General features: G+C 71.5%; 18 protein-coding genes. 11 read left to right on the top strand and 7 right to left on the bottom strand.

Annotated elements, in window-relative coordinates; translation table 11 throughout:
- The first annotated feature begins 108 nt into the window (after positions 1-108).
- The 3 genes from B116_RS0118655 to B116_RS0118645 are packed head-to-tail and all read left to right on the top strand — an operon-like array spanning position 109 to position 2,897.
- A complete protein-coding gene (locus tag B116_RS0118655) occupies positions 109-738 on the top strand; it encodes a GOLPH3/VPS74 family protein (RefSeq protein ID WP_018722691.1) in 630 nt (209 codons plus the stop codon).
- Between the two features lie 42 nt (positions 739-780).
- Positions 781-2,310 carry an APC family permease gene (locus B116_RS0118650; protein WP_026321798.1) on the top strand — a complete coding sequence of 510 codons (1,530 nt, stop codon included), beginning with the start codon at positions 781-783 and terminating at the stop codon, positions 2,308-2,310.
- Positions 2,307-2,897 (top strand): GNAT family N-acetyltransferase, encoded by a 591-nt coding sequence (locus B116_RS0118645; RefSeq protein WP_027660938.1) that lies wholly within the window; start codon positions 2,307-2,309, stop codon positions 2,895-2,897. Before B116_RS0118650 ends, B116_RS0118645 begins: the two co-directional genes overlap by 4 nt.
- Positions 2,898-3,479: 582 nt before the next feature.
- Here the strand turns inward: B116_RS0118645 and B116_RS0118635 are convergent.
- Positions 3,480-3,953, bottom strand: coding sequence for a general stress protein (locus B116_RS0118635; protein ID WP_188116056.1), 474 nt, complete (start codon positions 3,951-3,953; stop codon positions 3,480-3,482).
- A 261-nt stretch (positions 3,954-4,214) separates the two neighbouring features.
- Between B116_RS0118635 and B116_RS0118630 the strand changes: the two genes are divergently transcribed.
- Positions 4,215-5,156, top strand: a complete 942-nt coding sequence (locus B116_RS0118630) for an NAD(P)/FAD-dependent oxidoreductase (protein WP_027660936.1) — start codon at positions 4,215-4,217, stop codon at positions 5,154-5,156.
- A 255-nt stretch (positions 5,157-5,411) separates the two neighbouring features.
- On the top strand, positions 5,412-6,275 hold the full coding sequence (locus tag B116_RS0118625) for a mechanosensitive ion channel family protein (RefSeq protein WP_027660935.1): 864 nt from the start codon (positions 5,412-5,414) through the stop codon (positions 6,273-6,275).
- Between the two features lie 53 nt (positions 6,276-6,328).
- Here the strand turns inward: B116_RS0118625 and B116_RS0118620 are convergent, their stop codons facing one another.
- From B116_RS0118620 to B116_RS0118605, 4 genes are all read right to left on the bottom strand, one after another.
- On the bottom strand, positions 6,329-6,706 hold the full coding sequence (locus B116_RS0118620) for a DUF6401 family natural product biosynthesis protein (RefSeq protein ID WP_018722699.1): 378 nt from the start codon (positions 6,704-6,706) through the stop codon (positions 6,329-6,331).
- A 234-nt stretch (positions 6,707-6,940) separates the two neighbouring features.
- Entirely contained in the window at positions 6,941-7,198 is a 258-nt protein-coding gene (locus B116_RS0118615) for a hypothetical protein (protein WP_011905647.1), read from the bottom strand.
- Between the two features lie 88 nt (positions 7,199-7,286).
- Positions 7,287-7,748: an SRPBCC family protein gene (locus tag B116_RS0118610; protein WP_027660934.1), complete on the bottom strand. Its 462-nt coding sequence runs from the start codon at positions 7,746-7,748 to the stop codon at positions 7,287-7,289.
- Between the two features lie 47 nt (positions 7,749-7,795).
- Complete coding sequence (locus B116_RS0118605; RefSeq protein WP_018722702.1) at positions 7,796-8,212, bottom strand: DUF2795 domain-containing protein; 417 nt, start codon at positions 8,210-8,212, stop codon at positions 7,796-7,798.
- A gap of 112 nt (positions 8,213-8,324) precedes the next feature.
- On the opposite strand from B116_RS0118605, the gene B116_RS0118600 reads away from it, so the two are divergent.
- Positions 8,325-8,738 (top strand): ChaB family protein, encoded by a 414-nt coding sequence (locus B116_RS0118600; protein WP_027660933.1) that lies wholly within the window; start codon positions 8,325-8,327, stop codon positions 8,736-8,738.
- 60 nt (positions 8,739-8,798) lie between these two features.
- Here B116_RS0118600 and B116_RS0118595 read toward each other — a convergent pair whose 3' ends face one another.
- Positions 8,799-10,232 (bottom strand): aldehyde dehydrogenase family protein, encoded by a 1,434-nt coding sequence (locus B116_RS0118595; RefSeq protein ID WP_026321801.1) that lies wholly within the window; start codon positions 10,230-10,232, stop codon positions 8,799-8,801.
- 87 nt (positions 10,233-10,319) lie between these two features.
- On the opposite strand from B116_RS0118595, the gene B116_RS0118590 reads away from it, so the two are divergent.
- Positions 10,320-11,909 carry a phytoene desaturase family protein gene (locus tag B116_RS0118590; protein WP_397540839.1) on the top strand — a complete coding sequence of 530 codons (1,590 nt, stop codon included), beginning with the start codon at positions 10,320-10,322 and terminating at the stop codon, positions 11,907-11,909.
- A gap of 94 nt (positions 11,910-12,003) precedes the next feature.
- On the opposite strand, the gene B116_RS0118585 is transcribed toward B116_RS0118590, so the two are convergent.
- Positions 12,004-12,771, bottom strand: coding sequence for a polyprenol monophosphomannose synthase (locus B116_RS0118585; RefSeq protein WP_018722706.1), 768 nt, complete (start codon positions 12,769-12,771; stop codon positions 12,004-12,006).
- A 363-nt stretch (positions 12,772-13,134) separates the two neighbouring features.
- Here B116_RS0118585 and B116_RS0118580 point away from each other — a divergent pair, with 363 nt between their 5' ends.
- The 4 genes from B116_RS0118580 to B116_RS0118565 are packed head-to-tail and all read left to right on the top strand — an operon-like array spanning position 13,135 to position 17,832.
- Positions 13,135-14,916: an HAD-IIIA family hydrolase gene (locus B116_RS0118580; RefSeq protein ID WP_027660931.1), complete on the top strand. Its 1,782-nt coding sequence runs from the start codon at positions 13,135-13,137 to the stop codon at positions 14,914-14,916.
- The gene (locus tag B116_RS0118575; protein WP_018722708.1) at positions 14,913-15,890 is read left to right on the top strand and encodes a glycosyltransferase; all 978 of its coding nucleotides are present in this window, start codon (positions 14,913-14,915) and stop codon (positions 15,888-15,890) included. The genes B116_RS0118580 and B116_RS0118575 overlap by 4 nt, the downstream gene beginning before the upstream one ends.
- The gene (locus B116_RS0118570) at positions 15,875-17,095 is read left to right on the top strand and encodes a glycosyltransferase (protein WP_018722709.1); all 1,221 of its coding nucleotides are present in this window, start codon (positions 15,875-15,877) and stop codon (positions 17,093-17,095) included. The genes B116_RS0118575 and B116_RS0118570 overlap by 16 nt, the downstream gene beginning before the upstream one ends.
- Entirely contained in the window at positions 17,092-17,832 is a 741-nt protein-coding gene (locus B116_RS0118565) for a D-sedoheptulose-7-phosphate isomerase (protein ID WP_027660930.1), read from the top strand. The genes B116_RS0118570 and B116_RS0118565 overlap by 4 nt, the downstream gene beginning before the upstream one ends.

Below are 17,832 nucleotides of genomic sequence, written 5' to 3'. Positions count from 1 at the left end.
TACGGATACGGACTGCAACCCTCCTAGTTGGGAGTTGCAGTTCAGCGCAGTGCAGTGCATCCTTGCCCAGTTGCGATCACTGTGGACGAGTAGGTGGGAGGGCCGGGCTTGCTGGTCGCCGACGAATTCTTCCTGGTCGCCCACGGCGACGCCCGGGGCAAGGCGAAGCTGAATTCGGCTGCCACGGGTCTCGGGCTCGCCGGCTGCCTCCTCAGTGAACTTGTCCTAGGCGGACATATCACTGTGGTTGGTGGCGACGTTTCGGTGGTCAATACTCGGCCGCCCGCCGATGCGCTCGCCCACACTGTGCTCGACCAGCTGGTTGGCGAGGCCCAACATCGGTCGGTGCGCATCTGGCTCAGCTTCCTCGCTCAAAGCGCCGCCACCTCCGTGGGGGAGCGGCTGTCCCGGGCGGGCGTGCTGCGTCGTCAGGAGAGCCGACGGCTGCTGCGCAGCAAGGTCAGCTATGCCCCGGTGGATCCGAACGCGGCAGCCTGGCCGGCGACCCGCCTGCGGGTGCTGCTGGAACGGTCGGACCCCCCACCGACCCTCGCTGACGCGGTGCTACTCGGGCTGATCGCCGCGGCGGGTCTGAGCCGGGAGGTGCTGTGGAGCGTCGGGCCCCGAGCCGAGCACCGGTTCACCGAACTGGTCGCCTCACTGCCCCCGCCATTGAAGGAACTGGCGACGCAGACTGAGGCCGCTGTCGGGGCGGCGGTGCTACGCGGTTCCTTGTGATCGCGAAACAAGATCCTTCGCATCCCTCAACCGGAGTGGTTAATGCCCTCGACAGCAACCATAGAAAAACCGAGCAACGTCTCTGAGGCACTGGCCCGCGGCCGACTCGGTGTGCCATCGGTGGTTTTCTTCGTCCTGTCCGCGGCCGCACCACTGACCGTGGTTGCGGGTGTGGTGACCACCGGCTACGGCGTCATCGGCGTGCTCGGCATCCCACTGGCCTTCCTCATGGTCGCCGCGTTGCTGGCCCTCTTCTCAGTCGGCTACGTAACGATGGCCCGCCGGCTGGCCAACGCCGGCGCCTTCTACTCGTACATCTCCCGCGGGTTGGGTCGGCCGGCCGGTGTCGGCGCCGCCTGGGTGGCGCTGCTCGCGTACAACGCCCTGCAGGTCGGGTTGTACGGCACCATCGGTGCTGCCGCCGAACCGGTCCTGGACCGGCTCTTCGGCGTCAGCGTGCAGTGGTGGCTGGTGGCCCTCGGCGCCTGGGCAATCGTCGCTGTGCTGGGGCTGCTTCGGGTCGACATCAACGGCAAGGTTCTTGCTGTGCTGCTGCTCGCCGAGATCGCAGTGGTCCTGGTGTTCGACCTCGCCCAGCTGGGCAACCCCGCCGGTGGTCAGGTCAGCTTCGCCGCGTTCGCACCGGACAACCTCTTCGTTCCCGGCCTCGGCGCGGTGCTGGTGCTGGCGATCCTCGGGTTCGTCGGGTTCGAGTCGGCGGTGGTGTTCAGTGAGGAGAGCAAGGATCCCCGCCGGACGGTGAAGGTGGCTACCTACCTGTCTATCGCGATCATCGCGGGCCTCTACGCGCTCTCGTCGTGGAGTATGACCGTCGCGGTCGGGCCGGACCAGATCTCCGAGCAGGCTGGCGAGCAGAGTGTCGCGCTGATCTTCAACCTGGCCGCCGAGCACCTCGGCGACACCGTAGTGACCATCGGCCAGGTGCTGTTCCTGACGTCAGTGGTGGCCGCGATGATCTCCTTCCACAACACCACCGCCCGGTACGCGTTCGCCCTCGGCCGGGAACGGGTGCTGCCGGCGGCCTTCGGGCGGACCTCGCCGAGTAGCGGTGCCCCCCGCACGGCCTCCCTCGCCCAGAGCGCTCTTGGCCTGGTCGTGATCCTGCTGTACGCGATCAACGGGTGGGACCCGATCGTGCAGCTCTTCTTCTGGTGTGGCACCAGTGGCTCGTTCGGGGTGCTGCTGCTGATCGCCACCACATCGGTCGCGGTGATCGCCTACTTCGCCCGTGACGGCAGGGAGGAGTCGCTGTGGCGGCGGGCCGTGGCACCCGGGCTCGCCGCGGTGGCGTTGTTGGGCGTCTTCACCCTGGCGGTGCTCAACTTCGCCGATCTGCTCGGCGTCCCGGCGGACCACACCCTGCGCTGGGGAGTCCCGATCGCGTACCTGGTGGCCGCGCTGCTGGGCGTGGTCTGGGGGCTGGTACTGCGGTCGAACCGTCCGGGCATCTACGCCCGGATTGGGCTCGGCGCCGAGAGTGCCGCCGCCACGATCCGGGCGGAGACGCCCAACCTGCCGGCGGCGCCGGAGCGGGCGGAGGCCCGGCGGTGACCGGTATCGGTATCGAGCGTCTCGGGCCGGAGCGGACGCAGCTGGTCGCGGAGCGGATCGCCGCGGCGTTCCTGGTGCTCGACGCGCCGCGCTGGCTGGTGCCGGAGGAAGGCAAGCGGGAGGCGGTGCTCGCCGGGCAGTTCGAGATCCTGGTTGACCAAGCGATGCGGCATGGCTTGGTCTTCGGCACCACCGATCTGAGCGGGGTGGCCGTTTGGTTCCCCTCGATTGGGGCGGATCCGGCGCCGCCACCACCGGACTATGACGCCCGGCTCGCCGCGGTCTGCGGCGAGTGGACGGATCGCTTCGTCCACCTCGATGAGCTCTTCGCCGCGAATCATCCGCAACCCGATCATCACCACCTCGCCTTCCTCGCCGTGCAGCCGGATCGGCAGGGCCAGGGAGTGGGCACCGCCCTGCTGCGGCACCACCACGCATGGTTGGACGCCAACCGGATGCCTGGCTACCTGGAGGCGTCCAGCGAACTGGCCGTCGAACTGTACGCCAAGCACGGCTACCAGGTACGCGAACCGTTCCGGTTGCCCGACGGTACGCCGTTCTGGCCGATGTGGCGGGAACCCCGCTGATGTGATCGGGTGGTGGCCGGGCGCTGCAGCCCGGCCACCACCCTCGCCGCCCGCTCAGCCCGTGCCCGGTCCTTCCGCCTGATGGGAGGCCGCGACCGGTGTCCAGCTGCCCACCAGGACACCGGCACCCGTCATGGACGAGATTCCGCGCCGCGCGGGCGGTTCGGCACGGTTACCTCCTGCCCAGGTGGGTAACTCATTCCTCGGTGCGTCCGGCGGGGAGCGCAACAGCCCTCGCGGCAACGGGCGTCTCCGCCTGAATTCGGACCTGAGATCCCGGTCGGCCGGCAGCCGGACGGGATCGGACCCGAGCATCGAGGAGGCCAGTTTATGCCCGGTGAGACGAGGAACCGCGAAACCGAAGACCGCCCGTTGGCGGCCGAGGGGGAGCGGGGAGCGCTGGTGGCTGTTTTGGTGATGGTGCTCTTGGGCGTCGCGGGCATATTCGTGCTGTCCTGATGTGGACACGGTGCACCCCGGCCGCCGGTGGCGGCCGGGGTGCACTCGGTCGTCGTACGGGTCGGGGCCCGCGTGATCAACGTTCCGTGTCGGGAGCCGAGGCCCGGGCGGCGAGCGTTAGTCTCACTGCTGCTGCTGCTGCTGCTGCGGCGCCTGCAGGTGTAGCCGGCCCAGCAGTTGCCGGGCCTGCTCGGCATACTGCTGATCCACGATCACCGCGTACTGGTTGGCGCGGAGCGAACTGGCCGAGGTGAAGTCGCGGCGACCGCCGGTCATCGCATGCGCCACCGCCCCGAACACCGCGCCCCAGATCGCACCGATCACCAGACCGGCGAGGACCACCGCGAGCCAGTTTCCGGCGGTGAAGATGCCGAACAGCAGCCCGATGAAGAGACCGAACCATGCGCCGGTACCGGCACCGAGCAGCCCCGCCCGCCCGGTGCTCAGCCGGCCGAGGACCGTCTCGACCAGGGTGAGGTCGGTGCCGACGATGGCGGTGTGTTCCACCGGGAACCGGTTGTCCGCCAGGTAGTCAACGACCCGCTGGGCGGTGCGGTAGTCCGGGTATGAGCCGATAGTCACCGTCGGCGGCCCCATCCCCGGCCCGTCGCCGTCGCCACTGGGAGGCGACGGATGACCCGCCGGACCGGAGGGGATGGTGTCGCCGCCCGGTAATCCGGGACGCCAGGCTGAGGTCGGACGCGAAGGTGTGTTCATGAGCCTCCTCCTTCGTCAACCATCCATGTTCCCCGTTGGCTGAGGGGGTAACCCGTGCTCGTGCCCCCGGTGAGCCCGAACCAGCGGTGGCGGCGCACCGGTGACCAGTAGGCTCGACCGGTGCCCGGGAAAGCTGCAGGCGTGGTGGTGATCGGTGCGGGTCTGGCCGGGACGGCTTGCGCCCGTGAACTGGCCCGCTCGGGCGTACCGGTGCAGCTTCGCGAACGTGGGCGGGTGGCCGGCGGACGGATGGCCAGCCGACGCTTCGCGGGGCGCCCGGTAGACCTGGGCGCCGCGTACCTAACGGTCAGCGACCCGGGCTTCGCCGCGGTGATGCGGCAGTGGCAGGCCGCGAGCCTGGCCCGCGAGTGGACCGACACCTTCCTCGCGTACCGTGGCGGAGGCCGGCGGGAGGTGGTGGGGCCCATGCGCTGGGCCGCGCCCCGCGGGCTGCGCTCGCTGGTGGAGCAGCTCGCCCAGGATTTGCCGGTGAGCCTCGGCCGTCCGGTGCGCAGCGTCGGACCCGGCCCGACCGTGGATGGGCAGCCCTGCGCGGCGGTGGTGCTGGCCATGCCCGGACCGCAGGCGGCGCCACTGCTGGATCCGGCCCTGACCGCCGCGACCCGGGCCACGCGAGCCCAGGGCTGGTCGCCGTCGCTCGCCGCGATGCTGCGCTTCCCGGAACGCTGTTGGGGCGGACTACGCGGTGCCTTCGTCAACGACCATCCGGTGCTTGCACTGGTCTGTGATGACGGTGACCGTCGGGGTGACGGAGCACCGGTTCTCGTCGCGCACACCACCCCGGAATTCGCCGCCGCGCACCTGGCTCGGCCCGCCGCTGCTGCCTCCGCCATCGAGCTGGCCGTTCGGGACCTGCTCGCATTGCCGATGTCGGCCGAGGAGCGGTACGTGCACCGGTGGAGGTACGCGCGGCCGACCGTGGCAGTGACGGCGACGTATCACCTGGACGCCGACGGGATCGGGCTGGCCGGTGACGCCTTTGGCCCGCCCCGCGCCCAGACCGCCTGGCGCTCCGGCCACGACCTGGCCCGTGCCCTTCTCGCGCGCCAGGCCGACCAGTAAGGCAGCGCCGCTGCCCGCCGTGGCGTCGGACTTCGTCAGCGTAACAAGATCGTCTTCCCGTGGTGGCGTGTTCCCGGTGCGCGTCCGGTCTCCCCGCATCCCCAGGACGGGTTCGGCGGGCAACGGCTAACCGGAACGGTCTTCGGGTCAGGTCAAGGCGACCCGGCGACGGTCGGAAAACGCCGAGGACCGCTGCGGAGTGCCGCTGCGGTGACGGGGTATGCGCGCGAGGTAGTCCATGCGAAGGAGGGCATCATGCCGGAAACCCTCGCGGTACGGCAGGTCGACATCGGGGCCGCCGTGACCGATATGTGGCGGGCGGTGCTGTTGTTCATACCGAGAGCCGTCGCGTTCATCGTGATCCTCGTGATCGGATGGCTCATCGCCCGAGCCGTCCTCAAAGCGGTGGACGCGGCGCTGGAGCGGGTGAACTTCGACCGCGCCGTGGAGCGTGGCGGCATCAAACGCGCCCTGGCGCGCACCAAGTACGACGCCAGCGACATCCTCGCGCGGCTTGCGTACTACGCCGTACTGCTGTTCACGCTGCAGTTCGCGTTCGGGGTGTGGGGACCCAACGCGATCAGTGACCTGATCAGTGGTGTGGTGGCTTGGATTCCGCGGGCGTTCGTGGCGATCGTCATCGTCGTGGTGGCCGCGGCCATTGCGAGCGCGGTCCGCGACCTCGTCAGCGGTGCGCTCGGCGGTCTGACGTACGGCCGGGTCCTGGCCGACGCGGCGGCCGTCTTCATCCTGGCCCTCGGTGTGATCGCGGCGCTGAACCAGGTCGGCATCGCCACCACGGTGACCACGCCGGTGCTGATCGCCGTGCTCGCCACGGTGGCCGGCATCCTGATCGTGGGTGTCGGTGGTGGTCTGGTCAAGCCGATGCAGAGCCGCTGGGAGGGCTGGCTGAACCGGATGGCCGAGGAAGGTCGGGCCGTCCAGCAGCACCGGCAGGCCCAGGGAGCCGGCCGTAGCGACGTCGAACGGCAGATGGCCGATCGGACCGGGCGCGAACGGGAACGGACGCAGGAGAAGACCCACGAGGCGGCGACCGCGGGTAGCGGTGGTCGCAAGTCGGGCGGTACGGGCGACGAGACCCAACAGTTCGACCGTTGAGCGGCGACCGGAGGACGGGGGTGGTCGCCGCGGGTGGCCACCCCCGATTCGGTTCAGAGCGGCGGGAGCGGGGCCGGCCGGGGAGCGTCCAGGGATCGGGCCAGGGCGGCGACCGCGAGTAGGCGGGTGAGGAGCCAGTCCGGCGCCGCCCAGTCGACCGGCCCAGCCGGCGGATGCCAGTCGTGCTCCCGGGCAGCGGCGCGGATCCCCTCCGTGTAGCCGGCCAGGGCAGCGACGGTGAGCGGCCGGCGATCTCCGTCGAGGCTGTCCCGGACCGCCGCGGCGTGCTGGTCGACGAGGGCGAGGAGCCCGGGCCGCGCAGCCGCCGCAGCCAGGCCGTCGGTGCCCACGGTGCTGGACAGCGACGCCAGCGTCGAGCGGGCGGCGTCAACAAGCATGCGGGGGTTGACCCGTTCCAACGGTGCGCGCATGGGGAACGAGATTAACCCGCGGAACGGGCGGTTGACCTCGCCCGGTCAGCGACGGTGTTCCTCGACCGGTTGGCCGACCCGGGTCGGTATCCCGGTCCTGCCGAGGTGAGATGGGGCCTACCGAGGGGTGTGTCAGCGCTCGCACCACCGCCGGTGCGTCCCGTTGGCGGGGACGCACCGGCACCGGGCCGGTCGCGAGAACCGACCCCGGTGGACGAAGGTCGGTGTTCGAGATCACATGGTGTCCGGTCCGGTTCGTCCGGTTGTGGACGGGCGGTAGGCCCGGTCCGGGTCGGTCGGTTCCCGGCCGGTCCCGGCCGCCTGGCCGCCGCGGTCCACTGCCTGGGGTCCGTGCCCGAACGCGGCCTCCTCTCCGGCGTCGTTTGCGGTTACGTCGTCGGCTTGGCCGTCCATCGCCGAACGAGCGATGGCCCGGTCCAACTCCGCCAGGGGAGTCCGCTCCTCGTCACGCCACGCCTTGTCGTCGGTCATACCTCCGGCGGTACCCGACTTCACCCCGCGCGAAACCCGCCGACGGCCCCCGTCGGTGGCGGGGGCCGTCGGCGGGGAGCGTTCTGGGTTAGGGCTGCGGGCGGTCGACCTTGCCCCGCCAGGCGCCGGTCGCCTGGTTGCGCTCTTCGATGAAATGCTTGAACCGTTCCAGGTCGCCCTTGGCCCGGTGGTCAACGACGCCGAGCGTGTCGCCGGCGTGCTCCACCGCACCACTCGGCTCGAACTCGAGCTGTAGCGTGACCCGGCTGGTGTGTTCGTCCAACCGGTGGAAGGTGACCACCCCCGCGTGCTGGGTGCCGCCGATCGAGCGCCACGCGACCCGCTCGTCCGGGAGTTGCTCCGTGATCTCGGCGTCGAACTCGCGCCGCACCCCGGAGATCTCCACGGTCCAGTGGGTCATCGTCGGGGAGAGGTGCCGCACCTCCTGTACCCCCTCCATGAAGTGTGGGAACTCCTCGAACTGAGTCCACTGGTCGTAGGCGGTGCGGACCGGGACGGAGACGTCCACGTATTCCATGACACCACTCATCAGCTCCTCCTCCCCGCCGTGGCGGCGCGGGCCGGGTGACGGCCCGGTTACCAGCGGGTCGTTTCGTTGCGGTGGCCGAGCGCGGCCCAGATCTCCGAGACCGTCTGGTAGCGGGTTCCCGTGGGCAGGCGTTCCAGCTCGGCGACCAGGTCAGCCGGAGCGTCGTTGTCCCGTGCGTTGGCGACCAAGGTCTCGCGGTCGCCCGGCAGAGCGGTCATCGTGATGAACCGTCCGAGCCGGCTACGAGCCTCGACATCATCGGAGCTCATGCCCTGCGGGTTGCCGCTGCGCAGCGCGCCGCCCGGCGCTGTCGTGGGCTCCGGTTGGTCCTCGCCCGCCGGCTCCGGCTGACGGGACTCGTTAACCCGCGATCCGCCCGCCCCCGGACCCTGTACGAGGCCGCTGACCTCGCTCTCCATCTCGTCGTCGAGCCTCGGTCCGTGCTTGCTGCTGCCGCGTTCCATGTCTTCTGCGCTACCCGACGGGCTCCGGGGGTAAACCCGGGCCAGCTCCGGTTTGTCGCATCGGCCGTGGGGAAAGATCACTGGAGACCCATCGATGCGGAGGAGGATCGAGATGCCCGGGCGGGAGGATATGCCCAGCACGCTGCGACGCTCCCCAGACAAGGCGCAGCGGACCTGGGAGAAGACCCACGACTCGGCCCTGCAGACGTACGGCGAGGGGGAGCGGGCCAGCCGGACCGCGTTCGCGGCGGTCAAGAACGAGTTCGAGAAGGTCGGCGACCACTGGGAGCCGAAGGGCCATAAGGGTCCAAGCGACCGGCAGGCCGCCGGTGGTGGTCCCCAGCGCCGCGCGGCGACCGCGGGGGGCGTTGACGCGAACGCCAGCAAGGACCACCTGTTGCGGGTCGCCCGCAAACTCGACATCTCCGGCCGATCCACCATGACCAAGCCGGAACTGGTGCAGGCGATCGAGAAGGCGAACAACCGGCGGACCGCCCAGGCCCGGCAGCGGGGCCGGAGCCGCTAGGCCCAGGTCTGGCAGCGGGACCGGGCCGTAAGCCCACGGCCCGGCGCCGGGCGGCCCACCTCACCAGTGTCCGCCGCCCGGCGCCTGGAGGTGAACCACCTTGGTGGCGGTGAACTCGTCAAGCAACTCCGGCCCGTACCCGAAGCCCTGCCCGCTGCCCCGACGCGGATGTGCGGCCCCACCCGGTGCCCCGCCGAAGACTGCATTGATCTTCACGGTGCCGACCGGGAGGTCCCGGCAGGCGCGCTGCGCATGACTCATCGATGCCGTCAGCACAGTCGCAGCGAGCCCGTACGACGAGTCGGCCGCGCACCGAAGGGCCTCCGAAAACGAGTCGACCACCATGACCGGGGCGACCGGGGCGAAGGTCTCCTCGCGGATCAGGGGCATGTCCTGCCGGCAGTCCGTGATCACCGTCGCCGGGTAGAAGGCGCCCGGCCCATCCGGTAGCGTGCCGCCGATCCGAAGCTGGGCTCCCTGCGCCACCGCGGCCGTGATCTGCCCGTGCACGTAGTCTCGGTGTCGCCGGTCAACCAACGGGCCCAGCTCGGTCGCCGGATCGGCACCCGGGCCGGTACGCAGGGCCTGCGCCCGTTCGATCAGGGCATCCACGAAGTCCTCGGCCACATCCCGATGTACGTAGATCCGCTCCACGGCGACGCAGATCTGGCCGGCGTTGGCGAACGCGCCGATGCCCGCCTGCTCGGCTGCCCACAGCGGGTCCACGTCCGCGTCAACGATGAGTGGGTCGCAGCCACCGTTTTCCAGTAGCACCTTCGCCCCGGTCCGGGCCGCCGCGGCGGCGATCGCCCGGCCGGTGGCGGTCGATCCGACGTGGGCGAGCACGTCCACCGGCTGGGCGGCCAGCGCCGCGCCCACCTCGGGGCCCCCGGTCAGCAGCGAGAGCACCCCGGGCGGCAACGCCGCGTCCACCGCCTTCGCCAGCAGCCACCCGGTCGCCGGAGTCCGTTCGCTGGGCTTGTAGAGCACCACGTTGCCGGTGACCAGCGCCGCGCCGAGCAGGCCACAGGAGACCGCGACCGGGTCGTTCCAGGGGGTGATCGCGGCGACCACACCGCGGGGCTGCGGCAGCATGAAGTCGATCGCCTCAGCGGCGCCGTGTAGGGTCCGTCCACCGCGGATCGGTGCCAGCTCGGCGTATTGGCGCAAGGTACCCACGCCCGCGTCCACCCCGCCCCGCGCGTCCGCGAGCGGTTTGCCCATCTCCGCGGTGGTGGCCTGCGCCAGCTCGGCGGCGGCTGCCGCCACCGCGTCCGCGGCCTGGTGGAGGGCGGCGGCCCGCTCCGCCAGAGGTGTTCTGGCCCACTCGGTGGCGGCGTCCCGCGCCGCCGCCACCGCCTTGCGTACCTCTTCCGCCGTCGCCACCGGCACCGAGCTGACCGCAGTGCCGTCGGCCGGGTCGTGGACGACCAGGTCGCCCCCTTCGCCGCCCGCCCCCCACACCCCACCGATGAGCTGAGCAACCGTGTACATGCGGCGGTGAATGCCCCGGGCAGCCCCGGGCAAACGCTATTCGTCCTGATTGTCGCCGGCTAGCATGATCGAGTGAGTCGAATCGATGTGGCGTCGCCGGACGCCATCGTCGTCGGAGCGGGCCACAACGGCCTGGTGGCCGCCAATCTGCTTGCGGACGCCGGTTGGGATGTGCTCGTGCTGGAGGCGACCGGGGCTCCCGGCGGCGCGGTCCGGTCAGCCCAGGTGACCGCTCCCGGCTACCTGAGCGACCTCTACAGCTCCTTCTACCCCCTTGGCTACGCGTCGCCGGTGCTGCGTGGGCTGGGCCTGGATCGGTACGGGCTGCGGTGGCGACATGCCCCGGACGTGTTGGCGCACCTGCTGCCGGACGGGCGGGCGGCGGTGCTCAACCGCGACCCGGAGACCACCGCCGCCTCCCTGGAGAGCTTCGCCGCCGGTGACGGGGAACGATGGCTGACGGCCTACGGCGACTGGTGCCAGGTGGGCGGCCCGGTGCTGGACGCCATCACCACCCCCTTTCCGCCGCTGCGGAGCAGCCTCACACTGCTACGTCGGCTGCGGGTCGCTGGCGCGCTGCGGCTGGCCCGCCGGTTGGTGACACCGGTACGCCGGCTCGGCGATGAACTCTTCACCGGAGCGGGTGGGACGGCACTGCTCGCCGGCTGCGCGCTGCACACCGACCTGGCCCCGGAGGAGGCTGGCTCCGGGGCGTACGGGTGGCTGCTGGCCATGCTTGGTCAGCAGGTCGGCTGGCCGGTACCGGAGGGCGGCGCCCAACAGATCACCGATGCTCTGGTGGCCCGGCTCGCCGACCGGGGTAGCCAGATTCGCTGCGGCGCGCGGGTGGATCGAGTGCTGACCGCCCGGGGACGGGCGATGGGCGTTCGGACCGCGGATGGCGCGCTCTGGCGGGCCCGCCGTGCGGTGCTGGCCGACGTGCCGGCACCCGCGCTCTATCTGGATCTTGTCGGGGCCGACGCCCTGCCGCCGCGGCTGGTGGCAGACCTGGCCCACTTCCGCTGGGACGGCTCGACGCTGAAGGTCGACTGGGCGCTCTCCGCCCCGGTGCCGTGGCGGAACCGGGCGGTAGCCACTGCTGGCACCGTGCACCTCGGGGCCGACCTCGACGGGCTGACCAGCTATGCGGCGGCGCTGGCCCGCGGGGAGCTCCCCCGGAACCCGTTTCTGCTGGTCGGGCAGATGACCCTGGCCGACCCCAGCCATTCGCCCCCCGGTACGGAGTCGTTGTGGTCGTATACCCACCTGCCGTTCCGACGGCGGTGGCGGGTCGAGGAGATCGCCGCGCAGGTGCAGCGGATGGAAAACGTGCTGGAGGAGGCCGCCCCGGGCTTCCGTGCCCTGGTGGTGGGCCGGCACGTGGCGGGACCGGCGGACCTGGAGGCGGGCGATCCGAGCCTGATCGGCGGGGCGCTCGGTGGTGGCACGGCCGCCGCCCACCAGCAGCTCTTCTTCCGCCCGGTCCCTGGGCTCGGCCGCGCAGACACCCCCGTTGACCGGCTCTTTCTGGCCAGTTCGTCGGCGCATCCCGGTGCGGGGGTCCACGGCGCGCCCGGTGCGAACGCGGCGCGGGCGGCGTTGGCCCGCGACGCCGCGCTCACCGGTGGTGTGTACGCGGCGACGGTCGGCGCTGCCCAGCGCGCGGTCTACCGCTGACCGGATGCGGTGTGCGGTGCGAACCCTGCCCGGCGCGGCGCCCGTCTCGACGCTCGATGGGAGCGCGGGCCGAACCGCTGAGCCGGCGGCCAGCTCAGCGTTCGACGTTGCGGTGCTTGCTGCGTAGGCGGAACGGCATCAGAGCACTTTCAATCTTGGTGGCGGTGGTCATCTTCGAGGCGCCGTCTCGCCGCTCCTCGAACCGAATCGGCACCTCAAGGATCGTGTGCCCCAGCTTCGTGGCCAGGTAGTGCATCTCCACCTGGAAGCTGTACCCATTGGACTGCACCCGCTCCAGGCCGATGTCGCGCAGTGCGTCGGCCCGCCAAATCTTGAAACCGGCGGTGAGGTCCCGGATCCGTACCCGCAGCAGGGTGTGTACGTATAGGTTCGCCCAGCCGCTCAGCGCCCGCCGGTAGAGTGGCCAGTTCTCGTCCAGCTCGCCGCCCGGCACGTAGCGGGACCCGATCACCACACCAGCCTGGGTGGACAGCAGCGCGCCCAGCATGCCCGGCAGCGCGTCTGGTGGGTGGGAGAGGTCGGCGTCCATCTGCGCCACGAACTCGGCACCGCCGTCGAGGGCTCGGCCGATGCCGTCAACGTAGGCCCGGCCCAGGCCTTCCTTCCCGCTCCGGTGGACGACCTCGATTCGGCCCGGGTGCTCGAGGGCCAGCTTGTCCGCGACCTCACCGGTGCCGTCCGGCGAGTTGTCGTCGGCCACCAGGATCTTCAACCCGGGCAAGGGCAGCGCGAGCAACTGTTCCACCAGCGCCGGAAGGTTGCCCACCTCGTTGTAGGTCGGCACCACCACGGTCAGGCGCACGTCCCGCCAGGGCGACGGCAACTGCACGGGTTCACTCATGTCGGAAATCCTTGTTTCGCGGACTTGGCTCCCTGCGAGGGTAGCCAGTGCTCCGGTACGTCGTGTGACTGCTCCCGGGCTCTGGTCCGGCCCACGTCGTCTGTCAACGCCCAGCGCTGCCCCGAGGGTACGCTCGGTCACTGAAAAGCCCCTCGGTGGGGCGTTCGGGCACATTCTGCCTCAACGCTGGGGGCGCGCCGAGCCGGCGCGCGGGGGCGACCGATGGCCGGGTTAGCTTCTCGGGGGCGGCGGGTAAGTCCAGGGTGCGGGGCCGTTACCGAGTCAGGTCATCGTGCCCGCGGGACGGCGTCGGTGGCGTCGGCGCCGAGGTTTACTCCCCGGGGCGCCGGGAACCCGCCGGCCGTGCCACAGGTGGAGCCGGATCAGCGCAGGTCGGCCCGGGTAGTAGCCCGCTCGGGCCGGGTTGCTGGGATTCCCCGCCTGTTTGACGCGGTGCTGCTGGATCGGGATGGCACCCTCATCGAGGACGTGCCGTACAACGGGGACCCGGATCGGGTCCGGCCGATGCCGGGGGCACGGGTAGCGCTGGATGCGCTCCGCGCGGCGGGCTTGCGGCTGGCGGTGGTCACGAACCAGTCCGGACTGGCCAAGGGGCTGTTCACCACGGCACAGCTACGGGCCGTGCACGCCCGCGTCGAGCAGCTGCTCGGCCCGTTCGATGCCTGGTTGGTCTGCCCGCACGACGAAGTGGACCGGTGTGACTGCCGCAAACCCGCGCCGAAACTGATCCACGCCGCCGCCCGCCGGCTCGGCACCACACCGCAACGGTGCGTTCTGATCGGTGACATCGGCCGCGATGTCACCGCGGCTCTGGCTGCCGGCGCCCAGGCGGTGTTGGTGCCCACGCCACTGACCCGACCCGCTGAGACCAGCGCCGCCCCATGGGTCGCCGCGGATCTGTCGACCGCGGTAGCCGAGATTCTTCGCCGGCAGACGGCTATTGCCCCGGCCAGCCACCGGTCCACCGCTGAGTCGGCGGCCCCGCCGCCGCTGACCGCTGTGGAGTCCGCTGCTCCGCCCCTGGTCAAGGCCGGGCCAGCCCGGCCGTCGCGCTCCAGCGCAGGCACCGGAACCGTTCTTGTCGTCCGCTCCGACTCGGCTGGTGACGTCGTCGTCACCGGCCCGGGTATCCGGGCTGTCGCTGCCCACGCGCGTCGAGTCGTCCTGTTGTGCGGGCCGCGGGGTCGCGCCGCCGCTGACCTGCTACCCGGCGTGGACACCGTCGTCGTACACCAACTGCCCTGGATCGATCCCGCGCCCGCACCGACCACCGCCCCGGACATCGCCGCGCTCACCGCCACCCTCGCCGCCGTTAACGCCGACGAAGCAATCATCTTCACCAGCTACCACCAGTCTCCTCTGCCCCTGGCGCTGTTGCTGCGTACTGTCGGTGTGGGGCGGATCAGCGCGATCAGCGACGACTACCCCGGAAGCCTGCTCGACCTCCGCCACCGCGTTCCGGTCGGCGTCCCCGAGCCCGAACGCGCGCTCTCGCTCGCCGCCGCTGCTGGTTACCCCCTACCCCCCGACGACGAACCGACCCTGCGGCTGCGGCCCGTGCCGCCGCCGCCCGGGCGGGCGGGCGCACCGGGCTATGTGGTGCTACACCCCGGTTCGGCGGCGCAGTCCCGGGGGCTGCCGCCGGACCTGGCAGTGGAGCTCGTCCGGACCCTGGTCCACGTGGGCCACCGGGTCGTGGTCACCGGCGGTCCGGACGAGGTGGCGCTGACCGCCCACGTGGCCGGCGGAGACGCTGTTGACCTCGGTGGCGGGACTGAACTGGCCGAGCTGGCCGCGACCGTCGCCGGTGCCGCCGCGGTGATCGTCGGCAACACCGGCCCGGCCCATCTCGCCGCCGCGTACGGCATACCGGTAGTCAGCCTCTTCGCCCCAACCGTCCCGTTCGGTCAGTGGGGGCCGTGGCGGGTGCCGACTGTGCGGCTTGGCGATCCGGACGCCCCCTGCCGCGGCACCCGCGCCGCCACCTGCCCCGTGCCCGGCCACCCGTGCCTGAGCCGGATCCGGCCCGAGGAGGTGTTGACCGCGCTGACCCTGCTCGGCGTAGCGCCGTCCCGACCGCCGAGGTCGGCGGGGGCCACCGCCCTGGCCCGGAGCGGCCGATGAACATCCTGCTCTGGCATGTGCACGGCTCCTGGACGACGTCGTTCGTCCACGGCAAGCATCGCTACCTGGTGCCGGTCACCCCCGACCGCGGCCCGGACGGCCGGGGTCGGGCCCGTACCTATCCGTGGCCGGAGAGCGCGGTCGAGATCACCCCGTCGGAGCTGGCCACTGCCGAGGTGGACTTGGTCCTCCTGCAGCGCCCCGAGGAAGAGGCCCTGGCCACCGAGTGGCTGGGCCGTCGGCCGGGCCGCGACCTCCCGGCGATCTACGTCGAGCACAACACCCCGAAGGACGGTGCGGTGCCGAACAGCCGACACCCGATGGCCGACCGCGACGACCTGTTGATCGCCCATGTGACCGCCTTCAACCAGCTCTTCTGGGACACCGGTGGTACCCGAACCACCGTGGTGGACCACGGTGTCGTGCCGCCGACGGTCGGCTACAGCGGCGAGTTGGAGCGGCTCGCAGTGGTGATCAACGAGCCGATCCGCCGGTGGCGGGTCACCGGTACCGACCTGCTGCCCCGGTTCGCTGAGATCGCCCCGCTGGACGTGTTCGGCCTGAAAGTTACCGGGCTCGCCGACCGGCTTGGACTGCCCGCCGACCGCGTGACCAGTCACGACGACCTGCCCCAGGCGCGGATGCACGCCGAGTTGGCCCGGCGGCGGGCATACCTGCACCTGTGCCGCTGGACCTCGCTCGGGCTGAGCCTGATCGAGGCGATGACGATCGGTATGCCGGTCGTCGCCCTTGCCGCCACGGAGGCCGTGATGGCGGTGCCGCCCGGGGCTGGCGCCCTCGCCACCCGGGTTGACGACCTGCTCAGCGCTACCGGTCAGCTGCTGGCGGACCCGGCGAGCGCCCACCGAGCGGGGGCCGTCGCCCGCCGTGCCGCCCGCGACCGGTACGGCCTTGACCGTTTCCTCACCGACTGGGACCGGCTGCTGGAGGAGGAAGTATGCGGATCGCGATGATCTCGGAACACGCCAGCCCGCTCGCGGTCCTCGGTGGGGAGGACGCCGGCGGTCAGAACACGCACGTCGCCGAACTCTCCGCAGCGCTCGCCGCGGCCGGCCATGAGGTTCGGGTCTACACCCGCTGGGACGCCGTTGACCTGCCGGGGGCGGTTCGCTGCCCGGACGGGTACGAGGTCGTCCACGTCCCGGCCGGCCCGGCCGAGCCATTGGCCAAGGACGCTTTGCTGCCACACATGCGGGAGTTCAGCCACTGGCTGACGGAACAGTGGCGCGGCGACCAGTGGACCCCGGAGGTGGTGCACGCGCACTTCTGGATGAGCGGCCTTGCCGCGCTCGCCGCCGGTCGCAAGACAGGTGTGCCGGTGGTGCAGACGTACCACGCGCTCGGCGTGGTGAAGCGGCGGTACCAGGGGGTACAGGACACCAGCCCGGCCCGTCGGATCGGATACGAGCGGCAACTCGGCCGCTCGGTGGACCGGGTGATCGCCCAGTGCCAGGACGAGGTCGGCGAGTTGGTTCGGATGGGGGTGCCCCGGTCGCGGATGACGGTCGTCCCCTCCGGAGTCAACCTCCGTACTTTCGCCCCGCTGGGTCCGACCGCCGAACGCGACGACGGCCGCCCCCGCATTCTCACCGTGGGGCGGCTGGTGGAGCGGAAGGGCTTCCAGACCGTGGTCCGGGCGATGGCCCACGTGCCGGAGGCGGAGTGCGTGGTGGTCGGCGGCCCGCCGGCCGGGCTCCTCGAAACCGACCCGTACGCGGGCCGGCTCCGCGCCTTGGCGCACACCTGCGGGGTGGCTGACCGGGTCAAGCTGGCCGGCGCGGTGCCCCGGGAGGAGATGGGCCATTGGTACCGGTCAGCGGACCTGCTGGTGGCCGCGCCGTGGTACGAGCCGTTCGGGCTGACCCCGCTCGAGGCGATGGCGTGCGGGGTGCCGGTGGTGGGGACCGCGGTCGGGGGGATCCGGGACACGGTGGTGGATGGGGTGACCGGTGACCTGGTACCCGCCCGGGACCCCCGGGTGCTCGGTACCGCGATCCAGCGACTGCTCGACGACCGGATTCGTCGGTTCGGGTACGCGGCGGCGGCGCTGGACCGGGCTCGGGAGCGCTACGCGTGGTCGGCCACGGCCGAGCGGCTGGTGGAGGTCTACGGCGACGTGGTGGCCGTCGGCCGGGCGACCCGGGTGGTGGCCGGATGACGCCGGCTCGGTCGCTGCTGGAGGAGCACCTGGCGGGGCTCACCGCTGCGTTGCCGTCGTATCGCCGGGCCGCCCGGCGACTCCCCGCCTGGGGAGCCGAGCTCGCCCGTACTCTCGCTGGTGGTGGTCGGCTGCTGGTGGCCGGCAACGGCGGTAGTGCCGCCGAGGCGCAACACCTCACCGCCGAACTTGTCGGCAAGCTTCGTGCTGACCGCCAGCCTTTCTCCGCCATCGCCCTGCACGCCGAGACCAGCGCCCTTACCGCCATCGGCAACGACTACGGCTACGACCAGGTCTTCGCCCGTCAGGTGTACGCCCACGGCCGTCCCGGGGACGTCCTGCTGCTGCTGTCCAGCAGTGGCCGGAGCCGGAACCTCCTCCAGGCCGCGCAGGCTGCCCACCAGGTCGGCCTGCGCTGCTGGGCGCTGACCGGCCCCGCCCCCAATCCGTTGGCCGCTCTCTGCCACGAGACCCTCGCCGTCGCCGCGCCGGACGGGCAGATCGTCCAGGAGCTGCACCTGGTCACCAGTCACCTGCTCTGCGAGTACGTCGAGCAGGCGCTGCCGGTGGTCCTGGCCGCCTCCGCGGGTACGCCGGAGGGGCCGCCGGTGGCGGAGGTGCCGTTGACCGGAGTGGAAGCCGAGGTGCCGGCCGACCTGTCGGCCGCCGGGCCGGTACGGACCGGGGTTGAGGTGGTGCCGGAGGACGGGCAGCAGGTCGAGGGGATGAGGAGGTAA

This window comes from Salinispora fenicalii (genome assembly GCF_000514815.1).
GTDB lineage: Bacteria > Actinomycetota > Actinomycetes > Mycobacteriales > Micromonosporaceae > Micromonospora > Micromonospora fenicalii.
The sequence above is the reverse complement of the archived record's forward strand: the minus strand, read 5'-3'. Positions and strand labels throughout refer to the sequence as shown.

Excerpts from the sequence above, each read along its gene's own strand:
- B116_RS0118585 (WP_018722706.1), bottom strand. The coding sequence starts at position 12,771 with ATGAGTGAACCCGTGCAGTTGCCGTCGCCCTGGCGGGACGTGCGCCTG.
- B116_RS0118650 (WP_026321798.1), top strand. The coding sequence starts at position 781 with ATGCCCTCGACAGCAACCATAGAAAAACCGAGCAACGTCTCTGAGGCA.
- B116_RS0118620 (WP_018722699.1), bottom strand. The coding sequence starts at position 6,706 with ATGCGCGCACCGTTGGAACGGGTCAACCCCCGCATGCTTGTTGACGCC.
- B116_RS0118615 (WP_011905647.1), bottom strand. The coding sequence starts at position 7,198 with ATGACCGACGACAAGGCGTGGCGTGACGAGGAGCGGACTCCCCTGGCG.
- B116_RS0118565 (WP_027660930.1), top strand. The coding sequence starts at position 17,092 with ATGACGCCGGCTCGGTCGCTGCTGGAGGAGCACCTGGCGGGGCTCACC.
- B116_RS0118605 (WP_018722702.1), bottom strand. The coding sequence starts at position 8,212 with ATGGAACGCGGCAGCAGCAAGCACGGACCGAGGCTCGACGACGAGATG.
- B116_RS0118595 (WP_026321801.1), bottom strand. The coding sequence starts at position 10,232 with ATGTACACGGTTGCTCAGCTCATCGGTGGGGTGTGGGGGGCGGGCGGC.
- B116_RS0118575 (WP_018722708.1), top strand. The coding sequence starts at position 14,913 with ATGAACATCCTGCTCTGGCATGTGCACGGCTCCTGGACGACGTCGTTC.
- B116_RS0118600 (WP_027660933.1), top strand. The coding sequence starts at position 8,325 with ATGCCCGGGCGGGAGGATATGCCCAGCACGCTGCGACGCTCCCCAGAC.
- B116_RS0118625 (WP_027660935.1), top strand. The coding sequence starts at position 5,412 with ATGCCGGAAACCCTCGCGGTACGGCAGGTCGACATCGGGGCCGCCGTG.
- B116_RS0118635 (WP_188116056.1), bottom strand. The coding sequence starts at position 3,953 with ATGGGGCCGCCGACGGTGACTATCGGCTCATACCCGGACTACCGCACC.
- B116_RS0118610 (WP_027660934.1), bottom strand. The coding sequence starts at position 7,748 with ATGAGTGGTGTCATGGAATACGTGGACGTCTCCGTCCCGGTCCGCACC.
- B116_RS0118570 (WP_018722709.1), top strand. The coding sequence starts at position 15,875 with ATGCGGATCGCGATGATCTCGGAACACGCCAGCCCGCTCGCGGTCCTC.